Here is a 23,710-nt window from a genome sequence, read left to right as displayed (position 1 = left end):
GGGGATGGATCTTCGATGGCCGCGACGCAAGAGGTGGTTCGCCGCCGCGGGGGCGCTCGTGGTGCTGGTGGCGGGCGGCGTCGCGGTCGGTACGGCGACCGCGTCCGGTGACGGCGGCTCGGTGCACCGCAGCGACGCGATGCTCGACGGCGCCGGGGGCGTACGCCTGGACACCTCGTACTTCACCTCAGGCGGTCCCGGCAGGCGGCCCGCCGTACTGCTCGGGCACGGCTTCGGCGGCAGCAAGGACGACGTGCGCGGCCAGGCGGAAGCGCTCGCCCGGCACGGCTACGCCGTACTGACCTGGTCCGCGCGCGGCTTCGGGCACTCCACCGGACGCATCGGGCTCAACGCGCCGGACGGCGAGGTCGCCGACGTCGGCAAGCTCGTCGACTGGCTCGCGGACCGCCCCGACGTGCGGCTGGACGCGCCGGGCGACCCGCGGGTCGGCATCTCCGGCGTCTCGTACGGCGGCGCGATCTCCCTGCTCGCCGCCGGCTACGACAAGCGCATCGACGCCATCGCGCCGCGCATGACGTACTGGAATCTGAGCGACGCGCTCTTCCCGAAGGACGTCTACAAGAAGCTGTGGGCCGGCATCTTCTTCTCCAGCGGCTCCACCCCGCTGGACGTGGCGGCGGGCGGCGACCGGACCCCGGGCGCAGGCACGGGCACAGGCACAGGCACGGGCACAGGCACGCCCACGCCCGCCCCCACCGGAGCCCCCACGACCGGCGCCCCCGCCGCCGACCCCCTCTGCGGGCGGTTCGAACCGTCCGTCTGCGCGCTCTACCAACGCGTGGCCCAGGCAGGAAGGCCCGACGCCGCCGCCCGCGCGCAACTCGACGCGCTCAGCCCGTCCGCGGTCGGCTCCCGTATCAAGGTCCCCGCGCTGATCGTGCAGGGCCAGACCGATTCGCTGTTCACGCTCGCCCAGTCCGACGCGATGGCCACGGCGATCAAGGCCAACGGCGCACCCGTGACCGTCGACTGGATCGCGGGCGGACACGACGGCGGCAACACCGAGAACGGCAGGATCGACCAGCGGGTCACCGCCTGGTTCGACCACTACCTCAAGGGCGAGACGTCCACGAGCACGGGACCCGCCTTCCGGGTCACCCGCACCGGCGGCCTCAACTCCACCGACGGCAGCGTCACCCTGCGCGGCGCGAGCGGCGACAGCTACCCCGGCCTCGACGGATCGGGCAGCCGGAAGATCGCGCTCGCCGGCTCCGCCCAGCGGATCACCAACCCGGCGGGCGGCGCCCCGCCCGCGATCTCCGCCGTCCCCGGCCTCGGCGCGCTCGCCCAACTCTCCTCGGTCGGCGCCGGCATCTCCCTGGACTTCCCCGGCCAGATCGCGGTGTTCGAGTCCGCGCCGCTGCGCGACGGCGCCCAGCTCACCGGAGCGCCGTCGGTGCGGGTGAAGGTCGCCACCGACGCGCCCGACGCCGTGCTCTTCGCGAAGCTCTATGACGTCACGCCCGGCGGCAAGGAGACCCTGCCCGCCTCGCTCGCCGCCCCCGTACGCGTCGTCGGGTCCGGGCAGGGCACCACCGTCACGGTCCGACTGCCCGCCGTCGACCACGACTTCGCGGCCGGGCACCGACTGCGCGTGGTGCTGTCCACCACCGACCTCGGCTACGCCTCCCCGGCCGCGCCCGCGGCCCTGACCGTCTCGCTCGCGTCGCCGACGCTCACCCTGCCCACCGACACCGGGCTCGGCGCCGACGCCACCTCGGTCGCGTGGTGGGCCTGGGCCCTGCCGCTGATCGCGCTGGCCGTGGCCGCCGTCCTGCTGCTCACCGGCCGCCGCCGGGTCCGCCCGCGCCCGGCCGACCCGGCGCTCGCCGCGGTCCCGTTGCAGATCACCGGTCTCAGCAAGCGGTACGCGAAGTCCGTCGACCAGTACGCCGTACGCGACCTGTCCTTCCGCGTCGAACCCGGCCAGGTGCTCGGTCTGCTCGGGCCGAACGGCGCGGGCAAGACCACCACCTTGCGGATGCTGATGGGCCTGATCCGCCCCGACGAGGGCGAGATCCGGGTGTTCGGCGAGGCGGTACGGCCCGGCGCGCCCGTGCTGTCCCGGCTCGGCGCCTTCGTTGAGGGCGCCGGATTCCTGCCGCATCTGTCCGGCCGCGCCAACCTCGACCTGTACTGGCAGGCCACCGGCCGGCCGGCGCAGGACGCCCACCTGGCGGAGGCCCTGGAGATCGCGGGCCTCGGCGACGCGCTGGAACGGGCCGTGCGCACGTACTCGCAGGGCATGCGGCAGCGGCTGGCCATCGCGCAGGCCATGCTCGGCCTGCCGGACCTGCTGATCCTCGACGAGCCGACCAACGGACTCGACCCGCCGCAGATCCGCGAGATGCGCGAGGTGCTGATCCGCTACGCGGAGGCGGGCCGGACCGTGATCGTCTCCAGCCACCTGCTGGCCGAGGTCGAGCAGACCTGTACGCATCTGGTGGTCATGGACCGCGGGCGGCTGGTCACGGCCGGTCCCGTCGCCGACATCATCGGCTCGGCGGACACCGTGCTGGTCGGGATTGACGGCGAACTGCCGCAGAGCGCGGTCGAGAAGGTCGCCGCACTGCCCGGGGTCGCCACCGCGGTCCGCGAGGAGGACGGTCTGCTCGCGGTGCTCGACGGCCTGACCCCGGCGCAATTCGTGGCCGAACTCGTCCGTCTCGACGTGCCCGTGGCCCAGGTCGGGCCGCACCGCCGCCTTGAGGACGCCTTCCTGACCCTGATCGGAGGCTCCTCGTGAGCGCCGCACCCGCCATGCCCGCCCCCGCGCCCGCACCGGACGGGTCACCGGCCCGCGCCACCGCGCCCGGCTACCGCCCCGGCCGTACGCTGCGGCTGCGCGTCGAGGCCAGGCGGCAGTTGCGCAGGCGCCGCACGATGATCGTGGCCGCGCTGCTCGCGGCGCTGCCGTTCATCCTGATCGCCGCCTTCGCGATCGGCGGCACCCCGAGCGGCGAGGGCCGGAACGGCCCGACGCTGATCGACACCGCCACCGCCTCGGGCGCCAACTTCTGCGCGACCTGCCTGTTCGTCTCCGCGGGCTTCGTGCTCGTCGTACCGGTCGCGCTCTTCTGCGGCGACACCGTGGCCTCGGAGGCGGGCTGGTCCTCGCTGCGCTATCTGCTGGCCGCGCCCGTGCCGCGGACCAGGCTGCTGGCCGTGAAGCTCACCGTGGCGCTGGGCTTCAGCGCGGTCGCGCTCGTCCTGCTGCCCGCGGTCGCGCTGGTGGCGGGCACCGTCGCGTACGGCTGGGGGGACCTGGAACTGCCGACCGGCGGGGCGCTGGCGTCCGGTGAGGCGCTGCCGCGGCTGGCCGTCGCCGTGATCTACATCTTCGTGAGCCAACTCGTCACGGCCGCGCTCGCCTTCTGGCTCTCCACGGTCACCGACGCGCCGCTGGGCGCGGTCGGCGGCGCGGTCGGCCTCACCATCGTCGGCAATGTGCTGGACGCCGTCACCGCGCTCGGGCGGTGGCGCGACGTGCTGCCCGCGCACTGGCAGTTCTCCTGGGCGGACGCGCTCCAGCCGACGATGGAATGGTCCGGCATGCTCCAGGGCACCTCGGTGTCGGTCTCGTACGCGATCGTGCTGACGGCGCTGGCCTTCCGCGGCTTCCGCACCAAGGACATCGTGTCGTGACCCGCCGTCGGCCGTGCTTGCCGTGACGTGCCGTGGTGTGACGGGACCCCCGTGACGCCGCCGCACCATGACGCCTCGTCATGGCATGCCCATGAAATGACCAAGGGGCGGCCATCCGGAGTAAAGCGGTCGGCAGCAAACGGCGAAGTCTCTTGTCCTGGGCATGATCTGTGGGTGTGATCGCGGCATCCGTCTCGTGCGGTCGCACTCCACACAAGGAGAGTCCATGCGCAGATTCCGTCCGCGGCCCCGCGCCGCGGTCGCGGCGGCAGGGGTCACCGCCCTCGCCGCCGCCGCTTTGACAGCCGCTCCCGTCGCCGGGTCCGCCACCGCCGCCCCGGCGCGTACCGCACCGGTGGTGAAGGCCGTGCCCGCGGTCACGGGACACCGGCTGGTGAGCGGGGTGAGCAGCCCGCTCACCAGCGCGCAGTGCCAGGCGAAGTGGGGCATCAACTGCTACACCCCGCAGCAGTACCGCCAGGCGTACGACCTCAAGCCGCTCTACCGCGCCGGTATCACCGGCAAGGGGCGGACGATCGTGATCGTGGACTCGTTCGGGTCGCCGTCGATCCAGCACGACCTCGACGTGTACAGCCGGCAGTTCGGCATCGCCAGCTCGCACGTACAGGTCGTCAAGTGGGGTGACGTGCCGCCGTTCGACCCGACGAATCCGGACCACACCGGCTGGGCGAGCGAGAGCACGCTGGACGTGGAGATGGCGCATGCCGTCGCGCCCGACGCGCACATCGTGCTGGTGGAGACCGGCGTCGCGGAGACCGAGGGCGTCGAGGGGCTGCCCGAGATGATGGACGCCGAGAAGTCGATGATCGAGCACGGCGTCGGCGACGTGATCACGCAGAGCTTCGGTGCCACCGAGAACACCTTCCCCGGCTTCGACCGGGGCGACTTCTCCAGCATCCAGAAGCTGCGGTACGCCTTCAAGGCCGCCGCCGCGCACGGCGTGACGGTGCTGTCGTCCTCCGGCGACGGCGGCGCCACCGACTCGATGGCGGACGGCGCCACCGACTACCCGTACCCGGTGAACTCCTGGCCCTCGTCCGACCCATTGGTCACCTCGATCGGCGGCACGCAGCTCCACCTGGACGACACGGGCGACCGCACCGCGCCCGACAGCGTCTACAACGACTACGGCGCGGGCGGCGGCGGGCAGTCGCACGTCTTCACCAGGCCCTCGTACCAGGACGTGGTCAAGAACGTGGTCGGCGCCCGGCGCGGCACCCCGGACATCTCGATGGCCGCGGCCGTGGACGGCGGCGCGTGGGTGTACTCCTCCTTCGACCCGACGGCCGTCGGGTGGGACGTCTACGGCGGCACCAGCGAGTCCAGCCCGCTGGTCTCCGGCATCGTCGCGCTGGCCGACCAGCTCGCCGGGCACCGGGTGGGCGACATCCACCAGGCGCTGTACGCGCTCTACCGGGGTGACAGCAGGCTCACCGGGATCGTGGACGTCAAGGACGGCACGAACAACTCCTACGACGGCGTCACCGGCTACACCGCGGTGAAGGGGTACGACATGGCGACCGGTGTCGGCACGCTGGACGCCGCGCGGTTCGTTCCCGCGCTGGCGATCGCCAGTTGGCGGCGCTGACCGCGCGAGCGGGGTACTGACAGGTCACCGCCGCGTCCGCGCGGGCGCGGCGGTGACGCGTGCTGTGCGGGCGCCGGAAATGTCCGGTCCCGTGGGGTGAGTGGTCCAACTCCGTTATCTGTTAGGACTCTTGACAGTCGGGTGGTCCAGACCAACAGTATTGGTCCAGACCAGCAGCGCCCCCTGTGCTGTCGGCCCCACACATCCCCCCTCGAAGGGAGCGCGGTCCATGACCGGACCCGTTCGCAGACCCCTCCGCGCGTTGCTCACCGGACTCGTCACCGCCACCGCGGCGGCCGGGCTCGCCCTGACCGGCAGCGGCACCGCCCACGCCGCCACCCCGCTGCCCGCCCACGTGTTCGCCCCGTACTTCGAGGCGTACAACGGCGACAGCCTCTCCGGCCTGGCCTCGGCCTCCGGCAACAAATTCCTCACCATGGCGTTCATCCAGACGCCGTCCGTCGGCTCCTGCACCCCGTACTGGAACGGGGACAGCTCGCTGCCGATCGCCCAGGCGAATTTCGGCGCCGACATCGACACCCTCCAGGCGGGAGGCGGCGACGTCATCCCGTCCTTCGGCGGTTACGCGGCCGACAACAGCGGCACCGAGATCGCCGACAGTTGCACCAATGTCAGCTCGATCGCCGCGGCCTACGAGAAGGTCATCACGACCTACGACATCAGCCGGATCGACCTCGACATCGAGGACAACTCGCTGACCAACGCCGGCGGCATCGACCGCCGCAACAAGGCCGTGAAGATGGTCCAGGACTGGGCGGCGAGCAACGGCCGCTCGGTGCAGTTCTCCTACACCCTGCCGACCACCACCCACGGGCTGACCACCGGCACCGCGGGCGACGGCTCGGGCCTGTCGGTGATCAAGAACGCCATCTCCAACGGCGTCAAGGTCGACGTCGTGAACCTGATGACGTTCGACTACTACGACAACGCCACGCACAACATGGCGACCGACACCCAGACCGCCGCCACCGGCCTGCACGACCAGCTCGCCGCGCTCTACCCGTCGAAGACCGACGCGCAGATCTGGGGCATGGTCGGTGTCACGGAGATGCCCGGCATCGACGACTTCGGCGCGGCCGAGACCTTCACCACCGCCAACGCCACCACCGTCTACAACTGGGCGGTCAGCAAGGGCATCAACACGCTGTCCTTCTGGGCGCTCCAGCGCGACAATGGCGGCTGCCCCGGCCAGGGCGGCTCCGACACCTGCTCGGGCGTCGCGCAGAGCACCTGGCAGTTCAGCCACACCTTCCAGCCCTTCACCGGCGGCGGCACCACCACCCCGCCCCCGGCGAACGACTTCTCGGTGTCGCTGACCCCGGCCTCCGGCTCCGTCGCGCCGGGCGGCTCCACCACCTCCAGCGTGCACACCGCCGTCGCCTCGGGCACCGCGCAGTCCGTCGCGCTGACCGTCTCCGGCGCCCCGGCCGGCGTCACCGCCACGCTCAGCCCCACCTCGGTGACCGCGGGCGGCAACGCCACCTTGTCGGTCGCCACCACGGCCGCCGCGGCCCCCGGCACGTACACCCTGACCGTCACCGGCAAGGCGGGCACCACGACCCACACCGCCGCGTACACGCTCACGGTCACCGGGACCACCACCGGCTGCACCGCCACCGCGTGGAACAGCAGCGCGGTCTACGTGGGCGGCAACACCGTCTCGTACGCCGGTCACACCTGGAAGGCCAAGTGGTGGACGACGGGCGAGACGCCCGGCACCACCGGTGAGTGGGGTGTCTGGCAGGACCTCGGCGCCTGCTGATCCGCCTCCCGCGGCGGCCGGGCCCCGGCTTCGGGGTCCGGCCGCCGATCCTCTAAAGTCTGACCGTTGTCTACGAACATGTAGTCGTAACGGGCCGGGGTGATCACCGGCGGACAAGGGGCGGGACCACCCAATGAGCGTCATCGGCGTCGGCCAAGCCGTCATTCTCGGCGTCGTGGAAGGAGTGACCGAGTTCCTTCCGGTCTCCTCCACCGGTCACCTGAAAATGACCGAGGGCCTGATGAACATCCCGGTGGACGACAAGGCTGTCGTCGGCTTCACCGCGGTGATCCAGACCGGCGCCATCGCCGCCGTCTTCGTCTACTTCTTCTCCGACATCAAGCGGTTCGTCGGCGCCTGGTTCAAGGGGCTCGCGAACAAGAGGGAGCGCGACAACCACGACTACAAGTTCACCTGGTGGGTGATCTACGCGACCATCCCGATCGTCGTCGTCGGACTGGCCGCCAAGCCGCTGATCGACGGCGCCCTCGCGTCCTTGTGGGTCGTCGCCTTCTCGCTGATCGGCGGCAGCGTCGTCATGTGGTGCGCCGAGCAGATGGCGCGATTCAAGCGAGGCGAGGACCAGGTCACCTTCAAGGACGCGATGATCGTCGGCTGTTCGCAGATCCTCGCGCTGCTCTTCCCCGGCTTCTCCCGGTCGGGCGCCACCATCTCCACCGCGCTCATCCGCGACCTGGACCGGGTGGCCGCCACCCGCCTGTCGTTCTTCCTCGGCCTTCCGGCCCTCACCGGCGCGGGACTGTACGAGTTGAAGGACGCCACCAGCGGGGGCGTCGGCGTGCCCGCGCTCGCCGTCGGCACCGTGGTGTCGTTCGTGATCGCCTACGTCTCCATCGCGTGGCTGCTGAAGTTCGTCGCCAAGCACTCGTTCAACTCCTTCGTGATCTACCGGATCGTGGTCGGCATCGTGCTGATCGGCCTCCTGACGACGGACACGATCGGTTCCTGACCCCCCGTCAGACGCACTCCGAGGGCCCGGCCGGGACGGCCGGGCCCTCTTTTCCGGCCTGATAGTTCACGACTTATTTTTTGATGTGTATTGACTCGCCGACGGGCGGCCCCTAGCGTCCACACCGCATCGCGACCCCACAACGCGACCGAGGAGACACGTGTGACTCAGGTCCCCACCGTGCCCGGCACGCTCACCCGCACCTCCCGCACCCGCAGACGAACAGCCGCCATAGCGGCGGCGCTCGTCCTGCCGGTCTCGGCCTGTATCGCCCTGGTCACCGCACGGGACGCGGGCGCCGCCACCATCCCGGCCGCCCCGGCCAGCGTCACCAGCGTCAGCAGCGGCAAGTGCGTGGACGCGCGCGCCGCGGCCACCGCCAACGGCACAGCGGTGCAGCAGTACGCCTGCAACGGAAGCGCCGCCCAGCAGTGGCAGTTCACCGCCACCGACAGCGGCTACTACCGGATCGGCGTGTCCACCGCGCCCGCCCAGGTGTGGGACGTCACCGGCGTCTCCACCGCCGACAGCGCCACCACACAGCTCTGGCTGTACGGCGGCGGCAGCAACCAGCAGTGGCAGCCCGTCGCCGAGAGCAGCGGCGCCTTCCACTTCGTCAACCGCAACAGCGGCAAGTGCCTCGACGTGCCCAGCGCGTCGACCGCCGACAGCGTGCAGCTCCAGCAGTACACGTGCAACGGCACCGCCGCGCAGTCGTTCAACGTCAGCGGCAGCGGCGGCGGCACCACGCCGCCGACCACCCCGCCCAGCGGCGGAGACCCCGACCTCGGCCCGAACACGGTCGTCTTCGACCCGTCGATGTCCGCCGCGACCATCCAGTCCAAGCTGAACTCGATCTTCAGCCAGCAGGAGACCAACCAGTTCGGCAGCCAGCGCTACGCGGTGCTCTTCAAGCCCGGCACCTACAGCGCGGACGTCAACGTCGGCTTCTACACCCAGGTCGCCGGACTCGGCCTGAGCCCCGACTCGGTCACCATCAACGGCAAGGTGCACGCCGAGGCCGACTGGTTCCAGGGCAACGCCACCCAGAACTTCTGGCGTGACGCCGAGAACATGTCCGTCAACCCGACCGGCGGCAGCGACCGTTGGGCCGTCTCGCAGGCCGCCCCGTACCGGCGGATGCACGTCCGCGGCAACCTCGCGCTGGACGACGGCGGCTGGTCGAGCGGCGGCTTCATCTCCGACTCCAAGATCGACGGGCAGATCCAGTCCGGCTCCCAGCAGCAGTTCCTCACCAAGGACACCGAGATGGGGTCCTGGAGCGGCTCCAACTGGAACATGGTCTTCGTCGGCGACAAGGGCGCGCCCGCGCAGAGCTTCCCGACGTACACCACCGTCGCCAGCGCGCCCGTGGTGCGCGAGAAGCCCTTCCTGTACATCGACAGCGCGGGCAAATACCAGGTCTTCGTGCCCGCGCTCCAGTCCAACGCGTCCGGCACCACCTGGAGCGGCAAGACGCCGGCGGGACAGTCGCTGCCGATCGACCAGTTCTTCATCGTCAAGCCGGGCAACACCGCCTCCGACATCAACGCGGCGCTCGCGGCGGGCAAGAACCTGCTGTTCACGCCGGGTGTCTACCACCTCAACCAGACGATCAACGTGACCCGGCCCGACACCGTCGTCCTCGGTCTCGGTCTGGCCACGCTCGTCCCGGACGGCGGCGTCACCGCGCTGACCACGGCCGACGTGGACGGTGTGAAGCTGGCCGGGCTGCTCATCGACGCGGGCACCACCAACTCCCAGACGCTGATGCAGATCGGCCCGGCCGGCTCGTCCGCCAACCACGCGGCCGACCCGACCAGCCTGTCCGACGTCTTCTTCCGGATCGGCGGCGCGGCCGTCGGCAAGGCCACCCAGTCCCTGGTCGTCAACAGCAACAACGTCATCGGCGACCACATGTGGCTGTGGCGCGCCGACCACGGCAACGGCGGCACCGTCGGCTGGAACACCAACACCGCCGCCACGGGTCTCGTCGTCAACGGCCAGAACGTCACCATGTACGGCCTGTTCGTCGAGCACTACCAGCAGACCCAGGTGCAGTGGAACGGCAACGGCGGCAGAACGTACTTCTTCCAGAACGAGATGCCCTACGATCCGCCCAACCAGGCTTCCTGGATGAACGGTTCCTCGCAGGGCTACCCCGCCTACAAGGTGGCCGACTCGGTCACCAGCCATGAGGCGTGGGGGCTCGGCAGCTACTGCTACTTCTCCGCCAACTCCTCGGTGGTGTCGGCCAACTCCTTCCAGGTGCCCAACACCTCCGGGGTGAAGTTCCACGACATGGTGACCGTCTCGCTCGGCGGTGTCGGCACCATCAGCCATGTCATCAACACCACGGGAGCGGCCGTGAACAGCGGCCATCAGGTCACGTACCTGACCAGCTACCCCTAGTCACACAGGGGTACACGGGGGACACAGTGGGGCCGGCCGGCACAGGGGGCGCATCCCGTCGGCCGGCCCCTCTCCCGTGCGGTGAGCCCCGCTCTCCCGTGCCGTGACCCGCCTCCTCCCGTGCCGTGGCCGGGCACGGTGACGACCGACACACCCGTGGTCGAACACCGGAACCCCCGGGAGTCCAGTCGCTATCGTCGGCAGACGCGCGGTGGTGCGCCGCGCGAGTTCCGCCCCCCGACGAGAGCGGAGTTCCGTATGACCCTCATCCTCAAGCCCGGAACGGCCTGGAGCGACGCGTGGCGGCGCGCCCTGCGGACCGCGCCCGAGGCATTCCGCGACGACCGTGTGCTGAATCTGTGGGACGGCCGCTGGCAGGCCGACGGCCGCCCGCTGCCCGCCACTTCACCGGTCGACGGCAGCCCGATAGCAGGTCCGCCCCGGCTCGACGCGGCCACCGCGCGACAGGCGGTACGCGCCGCGCTCGACGAACACCGGAGCTGGCGGCACGTACCGCTGCCCGACCGCAAGGCGCGCGTCTCGGCGACTCTGGACGCCCTCACCGAACACCGCGACCTGTTGGCCCTGTTGCTGGTCTGGGAGATCGGCAAGCCCTGGCGGCTGGCCCGCGCCGACGTGGACCGGGCCATCGACGGCGTCCGCTGGTACGTGGACGGCATCGAGCCGATGGTGGCGGGCCGCACCGCACTTGCCGGTCCGGTCTCCAACATCGCGAGCTGGAACTACCCGATGAGCGTGCTGGTGCACGCCATGCTCGTCCAGGCGCTCGCGGGCAACGCGGTGATCGCCAAGACGCCCACCGACGGCGGCCTGGCCTGCCTCACCCTCGCCGCCGCGCTCGCCAGGCGCGAGGGCATTCCCGTCACGCTGGTCAGCGGCAGCGGCGGCGAACTCTCCGAGGCCCTGGTGCAGTCCTCGGAGATCGGCTGCGTCTCCTTCGTCGGCGGCCGGGACACCGGCGCCCGGATCGCGACCGCCGTCGCCGACGTCGGCAAGCGGCACATCCTCGAACAGGAAGGGCTCAACTGCTGGGGCCTGTGGGAGTACAGCGACTGGGACGCCTTCGGCGCGCAGATCCCCAAGCTCTTCGACTACGCCAAGCAGCGCTGCACCGCCTACCCGCGGTTCGTCGTCCAGCGCTCCCGCTTCGCGGACTTCCTCGCCGCGTACCTTCCGGCGGTCAAGTCGGTACGGACCGGCCACCCGTTGGCCGTCGCCGCGCCCGACGACCCGCTGCCCGCACTCGACTTCGGGCCGCTGATCAACGCGGCCAAGGCGAAGGAGCTGGCCGATCTGGTCGCCGAGGCCGTCGACCGCGGCGCGGTGCCGCTGCACCACGGCGCCCTCGACCCCGGCCTCTTCCTCCCCGGCCAGGACACCTCCGCCTACCTCGCCCCCGTCACGCTGCTGGGCCCTCCGCCGTCCTCGCCGCTCCACCACACCGAGCCCTTCGGACCCGTCGACACGATCGTCCTGGTCGACACCGAGGCCGAGTTGCTCTCCGCCATGAACGCCAGCAACGGCGCCCTGGTCGCCGCCCTGTCCTGCGACGACCCGCGCACCACCGAACGCCTCGCCTCCCAGGTCCGCGCCTTCAAGGTCGGCCGCGGCGCGCCCCGCTCCCGCGGTGACCGCGACGAACTCTTCGGCGGCCTCGGCGCCTCCTGGCGCGGCGCCTTCGTCGGCGGCGAACTACTCGTCCACGCCGTCACCGAGGGCCCCACCCTCGACCGCCTCCCGGGCAACTTCCCCGACTACCAATTGCCCGCGGCCTAGGGAGGCGCCTTGGGTGAGGCCACGGTTGCGGCGAGCCGTGCGGGGGAGCCCTCTTGCGCAGGCTCACCGCGATTCCCCTTTTTGTGCCGCCCTCTCGCCTCCGGCGGCTTAAATCCGGTGTCGACAGTCGATCGTGCTCGCTCCCTCGTTCCTCGGTCGCTGTGCGCGTTCTCCCTTTCAACACCGGCGCCGCCTTCGGCTCGCCGGCTACCGGCGAACCCACCTGCGCAGCGGTGAACCGTACTCACAAAAACCCCGGTCGACCCATCCCCCCACGGGTGGGCCGACCGGGGCCGACGGTGGTCGACTGCTGCGTCAGGACAGCGTCGAGGCCGCCGGGTCCCACGCGTCCGGCAGCGGTGACACGGCCGGGGCGCTGGTTTCGAGGGTGCGGACGGTGTGCTCTTCGGCGGCGTCCGTCACCGTGGCCATCAAGTCGAGTACGTGCTGGGCGAGTTCGCCGGAGGCACGGTGCTCGGTGCCGCCCCGGATGGCGCGGGCCATGTCCAGTACGCCCAGGCCGCGACCGGCGACCGTACCGGTGACGGGCAGGTCACGCCAGTCGTCGTCACCGAACGCCCGGACCTGCAAAGGCCCTTCGAAGGTGTTCGGGTCGGGCAGCGACAGCGTGCCCTCGGTGCCGGTGACCTCGATGAGGCGGCGCGGCACCGAGGAGTCGAAGCTGAAGGTCGCCGAGCCGCTGGGGCCACCGGCGAAGTCCAGCAACGCGTGCACGTGCGTGGGCACTTCCACCGCGAAGGACGTGCCCTCCTTCGGCCCGGAACCGATCACCCGCTGGGCACGCGCCTGCCGCGCCGAGGCCGAGACCCGCGCCACCGGCCCGAACAGCGCGACCAGCGCCGTCAGATAGTACGGACCGATGTCGAACAGCGGCCCGGCACCGTACTGGAAGAGGAACTCCGGGTTCGGGTGCCACGACTCGGGGCCGGGCCCCTGCGTGACGGCGGTCGCGCTCACCGGCTCGCCGATGACCCCTGCGGCCAGCGCCCGCTGCGCGGACTGGAGCCCGGCGCCGAGGAAGGTGTCGGGAGCGCTCCCGACCCGCAGCCCGCGCGACCGCGCCTCGTCGAGGATCTTCGCCCCGTCGGCCGGCGCCAGCGCGAGCGGCTTCTCGCCGTAGACGTGCTTGCCCGCCTGGAGGGCGGCCGTGGCGACCTCCGCGTGCACGGCCGGGATCGTCAGGTTGACGACGATCTCCACCTCCGGGATCGCCAGCACCGACGCGAGGTCGCCCGCGGCCGGAATCCCGTACGTCCCGGCCGCCGTACGGGCCCGCTCGACGTCGATGTCGGCGACGGCGAGCACCCGCAGGTCGGGGAAGGCGGTGAGATGGTCCAGATACTGCGTGCTGATGACACCGGCGCCGACGACGGCGACGCCGACCGGGCCTGTGGTCATGAACGCTCCAGCGCGGTGAGGTAGGAGAGGCTTTCCGCGACGGCCTCGAAGATGTCGCCCGCGCAGGAGTCGAGTTCGACGATCCGCTGCGCGTCGGGCGCGGCGGCCAGGATCGACGGCACGTCGATGCTGCCCTTGCCGACCGCGGTGTGCGGCTCGTCCTTCACGCCGGGACCGTCCTTGACGTGCAGAGCCAGCACCCGGTCGCCCAGCGCGCGCAGCAGCGCCGGCACATCGGCCCCGCCGACCGCCGCCCAGTACGTGTCGACCTCCAGGAACACCTCGGGGGCCAGCCGGTCCGCCAGCTCCTCCAGCGCGGTCCTGCCGTCGAAGCGCGGCTCGATCTCCCACCAGTGGTTGTGGTAGCCGATCCGCATACCGCGCTCGGCGGCCTTCTCGGCGAAGCCGTTGAGGAGGTCCGCGGTGCGCGAGAGACCGTCGGGGGTGGTGAACTCCTCGTGCGCGATCCCGCCGGGGATGATCACCAGGTCGGTGCCGACCGTGGCGATCGCGTCGAAGACCTCCGACGCCTCCTTGTCGAACAGGGCGTACGCGTGCGTGCTGTTGACGCTCAGCCCCAGGTCGTCGGCGACCTTGCGGAAACCGGTCGGGTCGGCCGTGGGGTCGTACGCCTCGACGGCGGTGTAACCGATTCCGGCGAGGCGGGACAGCGTGCCGTCGCGGTCGGCGGCGATCTGGTCCCGGAGGGTGTAGAGCTGGATGCTCAAGGGCGTGGCCATCGTGACGATGCCTCCTGGAAGTACGGCGGGTGCGGGTACGGCGGGTACTGCGCGTGCGGGTGGTGCGGGGGAGCGGCGGCCGGCGGTGACGCGCGGTCGGATCAGCCGACGATCAACGGCCGCAGTGTGCGGTGGGCGATCTCCAGACCCTGGGTGATCCGCTGGACGTCGCCGCTCCAGACGGGGTCCTCGTGCTCGACGGAGAGCGTGCCCGTGAAGCCGCCCTCGTAAAGGGTGTCGACGATCCGGCGCCAGTCGACGTCGCCGAGCCCCGGCACCCGGTAGCGCCACCAGCCGCTGTCCCAGCCGTCGGTCCGCGCCACCGACCGGCCGAAGAAGCCGTAACGGTCCCTGGCCCGTGGGTCGAGCTGCGCGTCCTTGGCCTGCGCGTGCGGAATGCGGTCGATGTACGGCTTCAGCGCCTCGACCGGGTCGATGCCCAGCCACAGCAGGTGCGAGGGGTCGTAGTTGAGATAGAGGCCGAGGCCGAACATCCACTCCCACAGCTCGGGGGAGTAGGCGAGGTTGCCCGGATAGCCGTCCGGGTGCCAGCCCTCCATCACACAGTTCTCGATGATGATCTTCACACCGCGCTCGCCCGCGTACTCCACCAGCGGCGGCAGCGCCCGCTCGGCCAGCGCGATGTTCTCCTTCACCGTCAGACCGGGGTGGCGGCCGACGAACGTGCCGACGTAGTCCACGCCCAGCAGTTGGGCGGCGTCCACATTGGCGCGTACGTGGGCGGCGATCTCCGCCCTGCGGGTCTCGTCCGGGTGCAGGTTGTTCTCGTAGTACGCCAGCGCGGACAGTGTCAGGCCGTGCCGGTCGAACAGGCCGCGCACCTCGTCGGCCCGCTGCTTGCCGAAGCCGGTCACGTCGATGTGGCTGGCCTCGAACTCCCGTGAGCCGGTGGACGGCCAGGTGGCCACCTCCAGCGACTGGTAGTCGTGCGAGGCCGCCCACGCGGCGATCTCGTCCAGCGGGAGCTGCGGAAGGCAGGCGGTCAGGAAGCCCAGCTTCATCTCAGGAGACCTCTTTCCAGGTCCGGTCCGCCGCCGAATTCAGTACGGCCTCGGTCAGGCGCACCATGCGGGCGGCGTCGTCGAAGGTGGGGAACGTGCCCCCGGTGCCGTCGGCCGCGGACCCGCCCGCCGCGCCCGGGGCGCGGATCGCGGCGTGCACATCGCGGACGAAGGCGGCGAAACAGTCGAGATATCCCATCGGGTGGCCGCCGGGGACCACCGAGAGCCGGGCCGCGGCGGGCGAGAGCGTGGCCGGGTCGCGCAGCACCGCCGCGTTCTCACCGCGGCTGCCGACGAACAGCGACTCGGGGTTCTCCTGGTCGAAGGCGAGCGAGGTCCGCGTGCCGTCCACCTCGAACCACAGCCGGTTCTTCCGGCCGGGCGAGATCTGCGAGACCGTCACGGAACCGGTGGCGCCGCGGTCGGTGCGGAACAGGAGCTGCACCACGTCCTCGGTGTCCGGCCTGACCCGCGCGCCGCCGTCGCCGGCGGGACCCGTACGGTCCACGGTCTGGCTGACCGCGGTCAGCTCCGCGATCCGGTGCCCGGTCACCCACTCCACCAGGTCGCACCAGTGCGAGCCGATGTCGGCGAAGGCGCGGGAGGGTCCGCCCGCCGTCGCGTCGACCCGCCAGTTGGTGTCGCCCGGCTCCGAGAGCCAGTCCTGCAGGTAGTGGCCGTGCACCAGCCGGACCTCGCCCGCCCGGCCGTCCAGCACGCGGGACCGCGCCTCGGCCGCCATCGGGTGGTAGCGGTAGACGAACGGCACCGCCGCCACCAGACCGCTGTCAGCGGCGAGTGCCGCGAGCGCGTCCGCGGTGGCCGACGACGTGGTCAGCGGCTTCTCGCACACCACGTGCTTGCCCGCCCGCAGCGCCAGTTCGGCGAGCCCGGCGTGCGCGTCGTTGGGCGTACAGATGTGCACCACGTCGACGTCGTCACTGGTGACCAGCGCCTCCGAAGAGTCGAAGGCCCGCTCGACCCCGAGCGCCGCCGCGGCCTCCTTGGCCCGCGCGGGCGTCGATGCGCTGACCCCGACCACCGGGGCGCCGCTCCTGCGCACCGCGTCCAGGTGCACCTGGCCGATCATTCCCACACCGGCGATGGCCGTACGCAGTGCCGGACGCGATGACGTGCGCAGCGAAGAACCCGCTGTAACCGAGCTAGTCCCGCCCACAAGTGCCCTCCCTTTCCGCTTGCTTGAAACGCTAGCCACCGCTGTTTCGGTTGACAATGGCAATATTTCCGCTATCTTCTGTCATAAATCGGGAGCCGGGCCGCCCAGGACGCGGACCAGGACGACGGACGTACGGCGCAGGGGAGGGCAGGAACCGGTGACAGCCGCAAGCGACCGGCAGTTGACCGCGCTCAGCGAACTGGCGGGACTGGTGGCGGGCGGCGCCACCCGGCGCAGTCAACTCGCCACCGCCACCGGGCTGTCCAGGGCCGCGGTCGCCCAGCGGGTGGACCTGCTGATCTCCAAGGGACTGCTGGTCGAGACCGGCACGATGGCCACCGAGCGCGGGCGCCCGCCGCTCACCCTCCAACTCGCCTCGCGGAACGCCGTGGTCTGCGCCGTCGACCTCGGCGCCACCCACCGCACGGTCGCCGTCGCGGAACTCGGCGGCCGGGTCCTCGCCGAAGCCACCGAAGCCCTCGACATCAACGCGGGACCCGAGGCCGTACTGACCGGGGTGCACGAGCAGATCGGCCGCCTGCTGGCCGACGCGGGACACCCCGCCGACCATGTACGTGCGATCAGCATCGGCGTACCGGGCCCGGTCGAGGCCCGCACCGGTACGGTGATCCGGCCGCCGATCATGCGCGGCTGGGACGGCTACCGGGTCCCCGGCTTCTTCGCCGGGCGCTACCACGCGCCGGTCCTCGTCGACAACGACGTCAACATGATGGCCCTGGGCGAGTACGGCCACCGTCCGGCCACCGCCCATCTGCTGTACGTCAAGGTCGGTACGGGCATCGGCTGCGGCATCGTCTCCGGCGGCGTCGTGCACCGCGGAGCCAGCGGCGCCGCGGGCGACATCGGCCACATCCGCGTACCGGGCCACGACGATGTGCTGTGCCACTGCGGCAACACCGGCTGCGTCGAGGCCGTCGCCTCGGGAGCGGCCATCGCGGCGAAGCTGCGGGAGGCAGGGTTGCCCGCCGAGCACGCCGCCGACGTGGTCCGCCTCGTGGCCGCGGGCGACCCGGTGGCCCGCCGCCAGGTACGGCTGGCCGCCCAACGGCTCGGCGACGTCCTGGCCTCGCTGGTCAGCTTCTACAACCCCGACACCATCGTGCTCGGCGGCAGCATCGCCAGCCTCCACGACGACCTGCTCGCCGACATCCGCGGCGCCGTCTACCGCAGGGCCCTCCCGCTGGCCACCAGAACCGTCGCCATCGAGACCACGATGCTCGGCCGCAGGGCGGGCATCGAGGGCGCGCGGCGGCTGGCGGTGCAGCATCTGCTCTCGCCCGAGGGCATCGGACACGTGCTCGCGGAGCCCGCGGTCTGAACCACTGTTGCCCCCATACCTGCCGGTGGACGCGCGTCACGTCAACTCACGGACCCATGACGGCTTTGGCGTATGGGTCGCGTACGCCCCGCGGTGTGGGCATGCTGGTCCCATGGATGCGCACGGCGACGATGTTCCTGCCTACCAGACGATCCGGGTCACCACGCCCGAGTCCCCGGTCGCGGCGCTCGCCGACATCGAGGCGTGGAAGGCGAGAAAGACCTACCCCTCGATGTTGTTCGCGGGCGGCCCGGTCTTCGGCATCGCGTGCGAACTGGAGTCCGGCGGCTGGGAGTTGCACCCGTACTTCAGCGGACTCGCCCCGCAGGACGCCCGCGACAGCCTCGGCTCCCACTTCCGCCGCCTCTCCCACGCGGCCGACGAGGCCGGTGACCCCGAGGCCCGGGCCGAACTCCTCGCCGCGGGCGAGCGCATGGACTGGGAAGCCCTCGACGAGGTGACGGTACGCGGCATCCGCTACCGCGTGGTGCGCGCCGAACGCTTCATCCGCATGGGGCCCGACGGTCCCGAACCCCCGCGCGACACCGACCCCGACCCGAGCGGCCCCGGCGAGTCCGGCGGCTTCGACCCCGCCGCGGGCCTGGTCATCGACCCCGTCAACGCCACCGGCATGTCCGAGGGCATCCTCAAGGTGGAACTCCTCGCCGCCCTCCGCAAGAGCGGCACCGTCCCCGCCGACGTCCGCGACGACTCACGGCACGCCGCCGACACCCATCCCGGCGGTGTCCTGCTCCCCGCCACCTTCATGACCGCGGAACGCGACGGCGGCAGTTGGCGCCCCGACTCCAGCGGCACCGCCACCACCCCGCAGTCGGCCCGCGACGGCCTCGCCATGCAACTGCGCGTCATGCTCCCCTGGCAGAAGGACCTCAGCCCCGAGCAACGCGAGATCTACTCCCGCGCCGCCGACCACCTCGACGAACACCACTGCGACGAACTCGACGTCGGCGGACGCCACTTCCGCGTCATCCGCGTCGAACGCCTCATCCGCATCGGCCCCGACGGCCCCGAGGGCCCCCGCCCCTCCGACCCCGACCCCACCCCGCCCGTCATGGTCCAGGATCAGCAACTGCGCGAACAGGGTCTCCTCACCGACGAGGACGAGGAGTCCGACCCCGAACCGGACGAGCACATGCAGAAGTTCATGCGCCTCTTCGAGGAAGAACGGCTCCGCCGGGACAACCTCAAGAACAAGCCCCACCCCTGACCCACCCAGCCGGGCACCCCTCCGCCCAAGAGCCTGCGTCGCTGGGGACTCCGTCCGGGGGTGCCCCCACACCGGGTCCAAGCGCCCGGAGGCGGAAGGGCGGCAAAAAAGGGGATCACGGCGACCCCGCGCGAGGCGGCTCCCCCGCACCTTCACCCCCCACGCCGGCCTCACACTAAACGGCCCGCAACACCCCCCGCACTCAAGACGGCTCCACTCCCGGGCCGCCCCAACCGCGCCCTCGCCCAAAACCGCCCCCTCACACCCCCCACCAGTAATGAGCCGCATACGACCGCCAAGGTCGCCACCTCTCCGTCCCAGGCGGCACCGGCTCCGTCGAGGGAAAGACGTCCGGGTCGCCGAGGGCGCGCATGCGGATGTGGGCCGCGGTCAGAGGGGTGATGCCGGGGACGGTCAGGAGGGACCGTTCGGCGGCGTCGCGGTCGGCGCCCGGGTCGAGGGTGACCGTACCGTCGGCGAGGGCGCGGCAGAGGTCTCTGACGGGGGAGCGGTCGGCCGGACTGCCCAGGTCGGCCTCGGCCAGGTCCTCGGCCCGCGGGAAGAGGTGTGTGAGGGCGCCGTCGGGGGCGCTCAGCGGGGTGCCGTGTCGAGCGACCAAGGCGGCCAGGGGCGTCGGGGAAAGGGGCGCGGCGCCCTCGCCCAGGGCGGCGCGGACGGCGTGTTCCGCCGGGTCGGGGGAGCCCGGGGAGCGGAGGCCGGGAAGGGCGGCGACCAGCGGGGCCAAGCGCGGGTCGGAGCCGAGGCGTTCGGCGACCGCGTACGGATCGGCGTCGAGGTCGAAGATCCGGCGGACGCGCTGGGTGGCCGTGGTGAGGTCGCGGAGATCGCCCAGGTGGAGCCGACAGTCCAGCCAGTCGCCTGTGCCGGGCCGCTCATCGACCTCGGCGATGCCCGTGCCGTGGGGGAGCCGCAGGGTACGGCGGTACGTACGGCTGCCGGGGCCCCCGACGATCTCCTCGACGCCGGGCACGGCGCGTGCGGCGAGGAAGTCGAAGACCCGCGCGGAGGCGTAGGGGCCGCGGAAGGCCAGCCGGAGCGGCACCCCGGCAGCCCCGCCCGCCGGCCCGGAGCGCGCGTCCGAGCGCAGCTCGGTCGGGGTGGCGGCGTAGATCTCCCGGATCGTCTCGTTGAACTGCCGGACGCTCGCGAAACCCGAGGCGAAGGCGATCTCGGCGGCCTGGAGTGAGGTGGTCTGGAGGAGCACCCGCGCGGTGTGGCCGCGCTGCGCCCTGGCCAGGGCGATCGGCCCGGCGCCCAGCTCGGCGTTGAGCTGCCGCTGCACCTGGCGGGCGCTGTAGCCGAGCCGGTTGGCGAGGCCCGCGACGCCCTCGCGGTCGACGATGCCGTCTCCGATGAGCCGCATCGCGCGGCCCACCACGTCGGCCCGCGCGTTCCAGTCGGCGGAACCCGGTACCGCGTCCGGCCTGCACCGGCGGCAGGCCCGGAAGCCCGCGCCCTGGGCAGCGGCGGCGGTCGCGTAAAAGGACACGTTCTTGCGCTTCGGGGTGATCGCGGGGCAGCTCGGCCGACAGTAGATCCCGGTCGTGGCGACGGCGAAGAAGAAGACTCCGTCGAAGCGCGCGTCCCGGCTGCTCACCGCCTCGTATCTGCTGTCCTCGACTGTCATGCGTCCCAGTATGCGAGGGCTCCGGCGCCCCGCGCTGGCGGAAATCGGACACGGCCTTCCGGCGAGCGGGGCGTCACCGGAGCCCTGCCCCCGGGGGCACCGGCGTCAGCGTGGCCGGACCGCCCGCGGCCCCACGACGGCCGCGCCGACCTCCGTGACGCGCGCCCGCAGGCCACGGTCGGCGGTGACGACGAGGCACGGGCGGTCGGGGTCCGCGGTGCGGGAGCGGGCGGCGACCTCGGTGATGAGGTCGTCGCCGCTGCCGGGCGCGGACTCCACGCGTACGCCGGGTACCGGCTCGACGCCGCGCGCCGCGCCCTCGACGATCAGGACGATGTCCAGCCGGTGGCCGCGGGCCCACGGCGGGGCGCCGCTGTCGTCGGCGAGGCCGGACACGGCGAGCGGCACGAGCGCGTCGCGCAGCCGCTCGGCGGCGCCGCGCCGGTCGCGCCACCAGCCGTCGGGCACCGATCCGACGACGTTGGCGCCGTCCACGACGAGCAGGGGTGCGGTCGGCGCGCTCGTCACCGGCCGCCCGCCAGGTGCGGGAAGCGGAATTCGGTGCGGCTGCGGAAGACCTCGTCGGGGCGCAGTTCGGTCGAGGGGTACTCGGGGTGGTTCGGCGAGTCCGGCAGGTGCTGGGTCTCCAGGCACACCGCGTCGTGCGCGTGGTACGTCCGCCCGTCGGGGCCGGTCAGCGAACCGTCGAGCTTGTTGGCCGTGTAGACCTGGATGGCCGGTTCCGTGGTGCGCACCTCCATCACCCGGCCGCTGTCGGGGTCGGAGAGGACGGCGGCGACCCGCGGCTCGCCCACGGCCTCGCCCGTACCGCCGGAGGGGCCGCGCAGCACGAAGCAGTGGTCGTACCCTCCGGCCGACTTGATCTGCGGGTCGGCGTCCCGCACGCCGTCGCCGATGGGGCGCGGCTCGTTGAGGTCGAACGGCGTCCCCTCCACGGCCTGTTCCGGCCCCCACGGGATGGACTCGGGCGTGGCGGGCAGGAAGCGGTCGGCGTCGACGTACAGGGTGTGGCGCAGGACGTCGCCTCCCGCGATCCGCGACGCGGCTTCGGCACCGGCCCTCGCCTCCGACCCGCCCAGGTTGAAGTACGCGTGGTTGGTCAGGTTGACCACCGTCGGCCGGTCGCTGCGCGCCTCGAAGTCCAGCGACAGCGTCCCGTCGTCGTCGAGCGCGTACGTCACCGTGACGTCCATCGCGCCGGGGAAGCCCATGTCGCCGTCCGGGCTGTGCAGCGTCAGCCGCAGCGCGCCGGGGAGCGGCTCCGCCTGCCAGACGCGGCTGTCGAAGCCCTCGGGGCCGCCGTGCAGATTGTGACCGCCGTCGTTGTCCGGGAGCCGGTAGTGGCGGCCGTTGAGCGTGAAGCGGGCTTCGCTGATCCGGTTGGCGTAGCGGCCGACGAGCGCGCCGAAATACGGGGTGTCGGAGGCGTACGCCGCCAGGTCGGGGAGCGACAGCACCACGTTGGCGGGGCGGCCCGTCGGGTCGGGCACGTGCAGCGCGTGCAGGACGCCGCCGTAGGTGAGGATCTCGGCGCTCACCCCGGCGGCCGAGCTGAGCCGCCAGCGTTCCACTCGCCACCCGTCGGGAGTGGTGCCGAAGGGTTCGCTGAGCGGGGTGGGACGGGGCATCGGCAGTCCTCGTAAAGGGGGTCGGGGCGACGGATGCCGGACGCGGCGGGCGTCCGACGACGGGAAGACGGCGAGAAGACGACGGGGAAACCGGCCGGGGCGCGACCACGGGCGACCACGGTCGAGTACCGGTGGCCGACCCCCGGGGGACAACGCTACGCGGCGCGCTCACCCCGCTCTGGGCGCGGTCGACTCCCTGGTGACCAGCGTGTATCCGGGCGTGATCCGCTCCGCCCTGATCTGCGGCGTACCGGTCAGCCGCGCCACGACCCGCTCCACGGCGAGCCGCGCGATGGCCTGTTTGTCCGGGGACACCGTGGTGAGCGCGATCGTCGAGAAACGGCCCTCCTCGACGTCGTCGAAGCCGACCACCGACACGTCCTGCGGCACCCGCAGCCCGCGCTCGACCAGGGCCCGCATCGCGCCGAGCGCCATCAGGTCGTTGTACGCGAACACGGCGTCGGGGCGGGTGCCGCGGTCGAGCAGCGCATTCATCGCGGCGGCGCCGTCCCAGCGGCCGTAGCCGTCGGTGGCGGCCACCAGCGAGTCGTCGTCCGGCAGCCCGGCCGCCGCCAACTCCTCGCGCCAGCCGCGCAGTCGCAGGTGCGCCGGTTGCCTGGCGCTCTCCCTGCGGGCGCCGAGGAACGCGATCCGCCGGTGCCCGAGGCCGGTCAGGTGCCGTACGGCGGTACGGGCCGCCGCCACGTTGTCGATGGCGATCTGGTCGTACGGGGCGTCGTACTCCCGCTCGCCGAGCAGCACCAGCGGCGCGTCGTCCATGCGGCCCAGCAGGTCTGCGGCCTCCAGCTCGATCGGGCTGAGGATCAGGCCGTCGATGACATGGGCCCGGAAGCCCTGCGAGACCAGCACCTCCTTCTCGCGCTGGCCCGCGGTGTGGTCGAGCAGCACCGTGTAGTCGTGCCGGGCGGCGGCGTCGATGACGGCGCCGGCCAGCTCCGCGAAGTACGGGTTGCCGAGTTCGGGGACGGCCAGCGCGATGATGCCGGTGCGGCCCTTCCGGAGGTGGCGGGCCGTCAGATTCGGCCGGTAGCCCAGCTCGTCGATGGCCCGCTGCACGCGCTCCCGCATCCCCGGCGTGACATGCGGATAGTTGTTCACCACATTCGACACGGTCTTGACGGACACGCCCGCCAGTCGCGCGACATCCTTCAGGCTGGCGCCCACGGAGTTCCTTCCCTCGGCCGACCTCGTGCGAGGCGCGGCGGTTCCGGCCTCAGTGTGCTGGAGCCG

The 23,710-nt window shown here is 72.0% G+C and carries 17 protein-coding genes; 9 read left to right on the top strand and 8 right to left on the bottom strand.

The features are described from left to right. Positions 1-4: 4 nt before the first annotated feature. The 7 genes from ACFZBB_RS23850 to ACFZBB_RS23820 all read left to right on the top strand — a co-directional run bounded on the left by ACFZBB_RS23850 (position 5) and on the right by ACFZBB_RS23820 (position 12,237). On the top strand, positions 5-2,767 hold the full coding sequence (locus tag ACFZBB_RS23850; RefSeq protein ID WP_391125833.1) for an alpha/beta fold hydrolase: 2,763 nt from the start codon (positions 5-7) through the stop codon (positions 2,765-2,767). Between the two features lie 14 nt (positions 2,768-2,781). Then, positions 2,782-3,666, top strand: a complete 885-nt coding sequence (locus ACFZBB_RS23845; protein ID WP_188282197.1) for an ABC transporter permease — start codon at positions 2,782-2,784, stop codon at positions 3,664-3,666. Positions 3,667-3,892: 226 nt separating this feature from the next. Beyond that, positions 3,893-5,275 (top strand): S8 family serine peptidase, encoded by a 1,383-nt coding sequence (locus ACFZBB_RS23840; protein ID WP_391125831.1) that lies wholly within the window; start codon positions 3,893-3,895, stop codon positions 5,273-5,275. Positions 5,276-5,504: 229 nt separating this feature from the next. Further along, a complete protein-coding gene (locus ACFZBB_RS23835; RefSeq protein ID WP_391125828.1) occupies positions 5,505-7,058 on the top strand; it encodes a glycosyl hydrolase family 18 protein in 1,554 nt (517 codons plus the stop codon). A 133-nt stretch (positions 7,059-7,191) separates the two neighbouring features. Continuing rightward, positions 7,192-8,028 carry an undecaprenyl-diphosphate phosphatase gene (locus ACFZBB_RS23830; RefSeq protein WP_391125825.1) on the top strand — a complete coding sequence of 279 codons (837 nt, stop codon included), beginning with the start codon at positions 7,192-7,194 and terminating at the stop codon, positions 8,026-8,028. A gap of 162 nt (positions 8,029-8,190) precedes the next feature. Then, the gene (locus tag ACFZBB_RS23825; protein ID WP_391125822.1) at positions 8,191-10,440 is read left to right on the top strand and encodes an RICIN domain-containing protein; all 2,250 of its coding nucleotides are present in this window, start codon (positions 8,191-8,193) and stop codon (positions 10,438-10,440) included. Between the two features lie 258 nt (positions 10,441-10,698). Then, positions 10,699-12,237 (top strand): aldehyde dehydrogenase family protein, encoded by a 1,539-nt coding sequence (locus ACFZBB_RS23820; RefSeq protein WP_355347784.1) that lies wholly within the window; start codon positions 10,699-10,701, stop codon positions 12,235-12,237. A 315-nt stretch (positions 12,238-12,552) separates the two neighbouring features. Here the strand turns inward: ACFZBB_RS23820 and ACFZBB_RS23815 are convergent, their stop codons facing one another. The 4 genes from ACFZBB_RS23815 to ACFZBB_RS23800 all read right to left on the bottom strand — a co-directional run bounded on the left by ACFZBB_RS23815 (position 12,553) and on the right by ACFZBB_RS23800 (position 16,595). Continuing rightward, positions 12,553-13,656: a Gfo/Idh/MocA family oxidoreductase gene (locus ACFZBB_RS23815; RefSeq protein WP_391125819.1), complete on the bottom strand. Its 1,104-nt coding sequence runs from the start codon at positions 13,654-13,656 to the stop codon at positions 12,553-12,555. Then, positions 13,653-14,396 carry a sugar phosphate isomerase/epimerase gene (locus tag ACFZBB_RS23810; RefSeq protein ID WP_355347778.1) on the bottom strand — a complete coding sequence of 248 codons (744 nt, stop codon included), beginning with the start codon at positions 14,394-14,396 and terminating at the stop codon, positions 13,653-13,655. Before ACFZBB_RS23810 ends, ACFZBB_RS23815 begins: the two co-directional genes overlap by 4 nt. 101 nt (positions 14,397-14,497) lie before the next feature. Further along, on the bottom strand, positions 14,498-15,418 hold the full coding sequence (locus ACFZBB_RS23805) for a TIM barrel protein (protein ID WP_391125816.1): 921 nt from the start codon (positions 15,416-15,418) through the stop codon (positions 14,498-14,500). Position 15,419: 1 nt separating this feature from the next. Continuing rightward, entirely contained in the window at positions 15,420-16,595 is a 1,176-nt protein-coding gene (locus ACFZBB_RS23800; protein WP_391125813.1) for a Gfo/Idh/MocA family oxidoreductase, read from the bottom strand. A gap of 157 nt (positions 16,596-16,752) precedes the next feature. On the opposite strand from ACFZBB_RS23800, the gene ACFZBB_RS23795 reads away from it, so the two are divergent. Continuing rightward, positions 16,753-17,934 (top strand): ROK family protein, encoded by a 1,182-nt coding sequence (locus tag ACFZBB_RS23795; RefSeq protein ID WP_391125809.1) that lies wholly within the window; start codon positions 16,753-16,755, stop codon positions 17,932-17,934. Positions 17,935-18,046: 112 nt separating this feature from the next. After that, positions 18,047-19,162 (top strand): DUF5954 family protein, encoded by a 1,116-nt coding sequence (locus ACFZBB_RS23790; RefSeq protein WP_391125806.1) that lies wholly within the window; start codon positions 18,047-18,049, stop codon positions 19,160-19,162. A gap of 259 nt (positions 19,163-19,421) precedes the next feature. On the opposite strand, the gene ACFZBB_RS23785 is transcribed toward ACFZBB_RS23790, so the two are convergent. From ACFZBB_RS23785 to ACFZBB_RS23770, 4 genes are all read right to left on the bottom strand, one after another. Further along, the gene (locus tag ACFZBB_RS23785) at positions 19,422-20,810 is read right to left on the bottom strand and encodes an AlkA N-terminal domain-containing protein (protein WP_391125803.1); all 1,389 of its coding nucleotides are present in this window, start codon (positions 20,808-20,810) and stop codon (positions 19,422-19,424) included. Positions 20,811-20,915: 105 nt separating this feature from the next. Then, positions 20,916-21,338 (bottom strand): NTP pyrophosphohydrolase, encoded by a 423-nt coding sequence (locus ACFZBB_RS23780; RefSeq protein WP_391125800.1) that lies wholly within the window; start codon positions 21,336-21,338, stop codon positions 20,916-20,918. Next, the gene (locus ACFZBB_RS23775; RefSeq protein ID WP_391125797.1) at positions 21,335-22,459 is read right to left on the bottom strand and encodes a galactose-1-epimerase; all 1,125 of its coding nucleotides are present in this window, start codon (positions 22,457-22,459) and stop codon (positions 21,335-21,337) included. Before ACFZBB_RS23775 ends, ACFZBB_RS23780 begins: the two co-directional genes overlap by 4 nt. Before the next feature lie 168 nt (positions 22,460-22,627). Then, the gene (locus ACFZBB_RS23770; protein WP_188285165.1) at positions 22,628-23,644 is read right to left on the bottom strand and encodes a LacI family DNA-binding transcriptional regulator; all 1,017 of its coding nucleotides are present in this window, start codon (positions 23,642-23,644) and stop codon (positions 22,628-22,630) included. Between the last annotated feature and the right edge of the window lie 66 nt (positions 23,645-23,710).

Origin of the sequence: Streptomyces sp. NPDC008139 (assembly GCF_042957025.1) — a bacterium.
Taxonomy (GTDB): Bacteria; Actinomycetota; Actinomycetes; order Streptomycetales; family Streptomycetaceae; genus Actinacidiphila.
This window is presented reverse-complemented; position numbering and strand designations above follow the sequence as displayed.

Excerpts from the sequence above, each read along its gene's own strand:
- ACFZBB_RS23815 (WP_391125819.1), bottom strand. The coding sequence starts at position 13,656 with ATGACCACAGGCCCGGTCGGCGTCGCCGTCGTCGGCGCCGGTGTCATC.
- ACFZBB_RS23845 (WP_188282197.1), top strand. The coding sequence starts at position 2,782 with ATGCCCGCCCCCGCGCCCGCACCGGACGGGTCACCGGCCCGCGCCACC.
- ACFZBB_RS23805 (WP_391125816.1), bottom strand. The coding sequence starts at position 15,418 with ATGAAGCTGGGCTTCCTGACCGCCTGCCTTCCGCAGCTCCCGCTGGAC.
- ACFZBB_RS23840 (WP_391125831.1), top strand. The coding sequence starts at position 3,893 with ATGCGCAGATTCCGTCCGCGGCCCCGCGCCGCGGTCGCGGCGGCAGGG.
- ACFZBB_RS23775 (WP_391125797.1), bottom strand. The coding sequence starts at position 22,459 with ATGCCCCGTCCCACCCCGCTCAGCGAACCCTTCGGCACCACTCCCGAC.
- ACFZBB_RS23820 (WP_355347784.1), top strand. The coding sequence starts at position 10,699 with ATGACCCTCATCCTCAAGCCCGGAACGGCCTGGAGCGACGCGTGGCGG.
- ACFZBB_RS23850 (WP_391125833.1), top strand. The coding sequence starts at position 5 with ATGGATCTTCGATGGCCGCGACGCAAGAGGTGGTTCGCCGCCGCGGGG.
- ACFZBB_RS23830 (WP_391125825.1), top strand. The coding sequence starts at position 7,192 with ATGAGCGTCATCGGCGTCGGCCAAGCCGTCATTCTCGGCGTCGTGGAA.
- ACFZBB_RS23810 (WP_355347778.1), bottom strand. The coding sequence starts at position 14,396 with ATGGCCACGCCCTTGAGCATCCAGCTCTACACCCTCCGGGACCAGATC.
- ACFZBB_RS23835 (WP_391125828.1), top strand. The coding sequence starts at position 5,505 with ATGACCGGACCCGTTCGCAGACCCCTCCGCGCGTTGCTCACCGGACTC.
- ACFZBB_RS23790 (WP_391125806.1), top strand. The coding sequence starts at position 18,047 with ATGGATGCGCACGGCGACGATGTTCCTGCCTACCAGACGATCCGGGTC.
- ACFZBB_RS23785 (WP_391125803.1), bottom strand. The coding sequence starts at position 20,810 with ATGACAGTCGAGGACAGCAGATACGAGGCGGTGAGCAGCCGGGACGCG.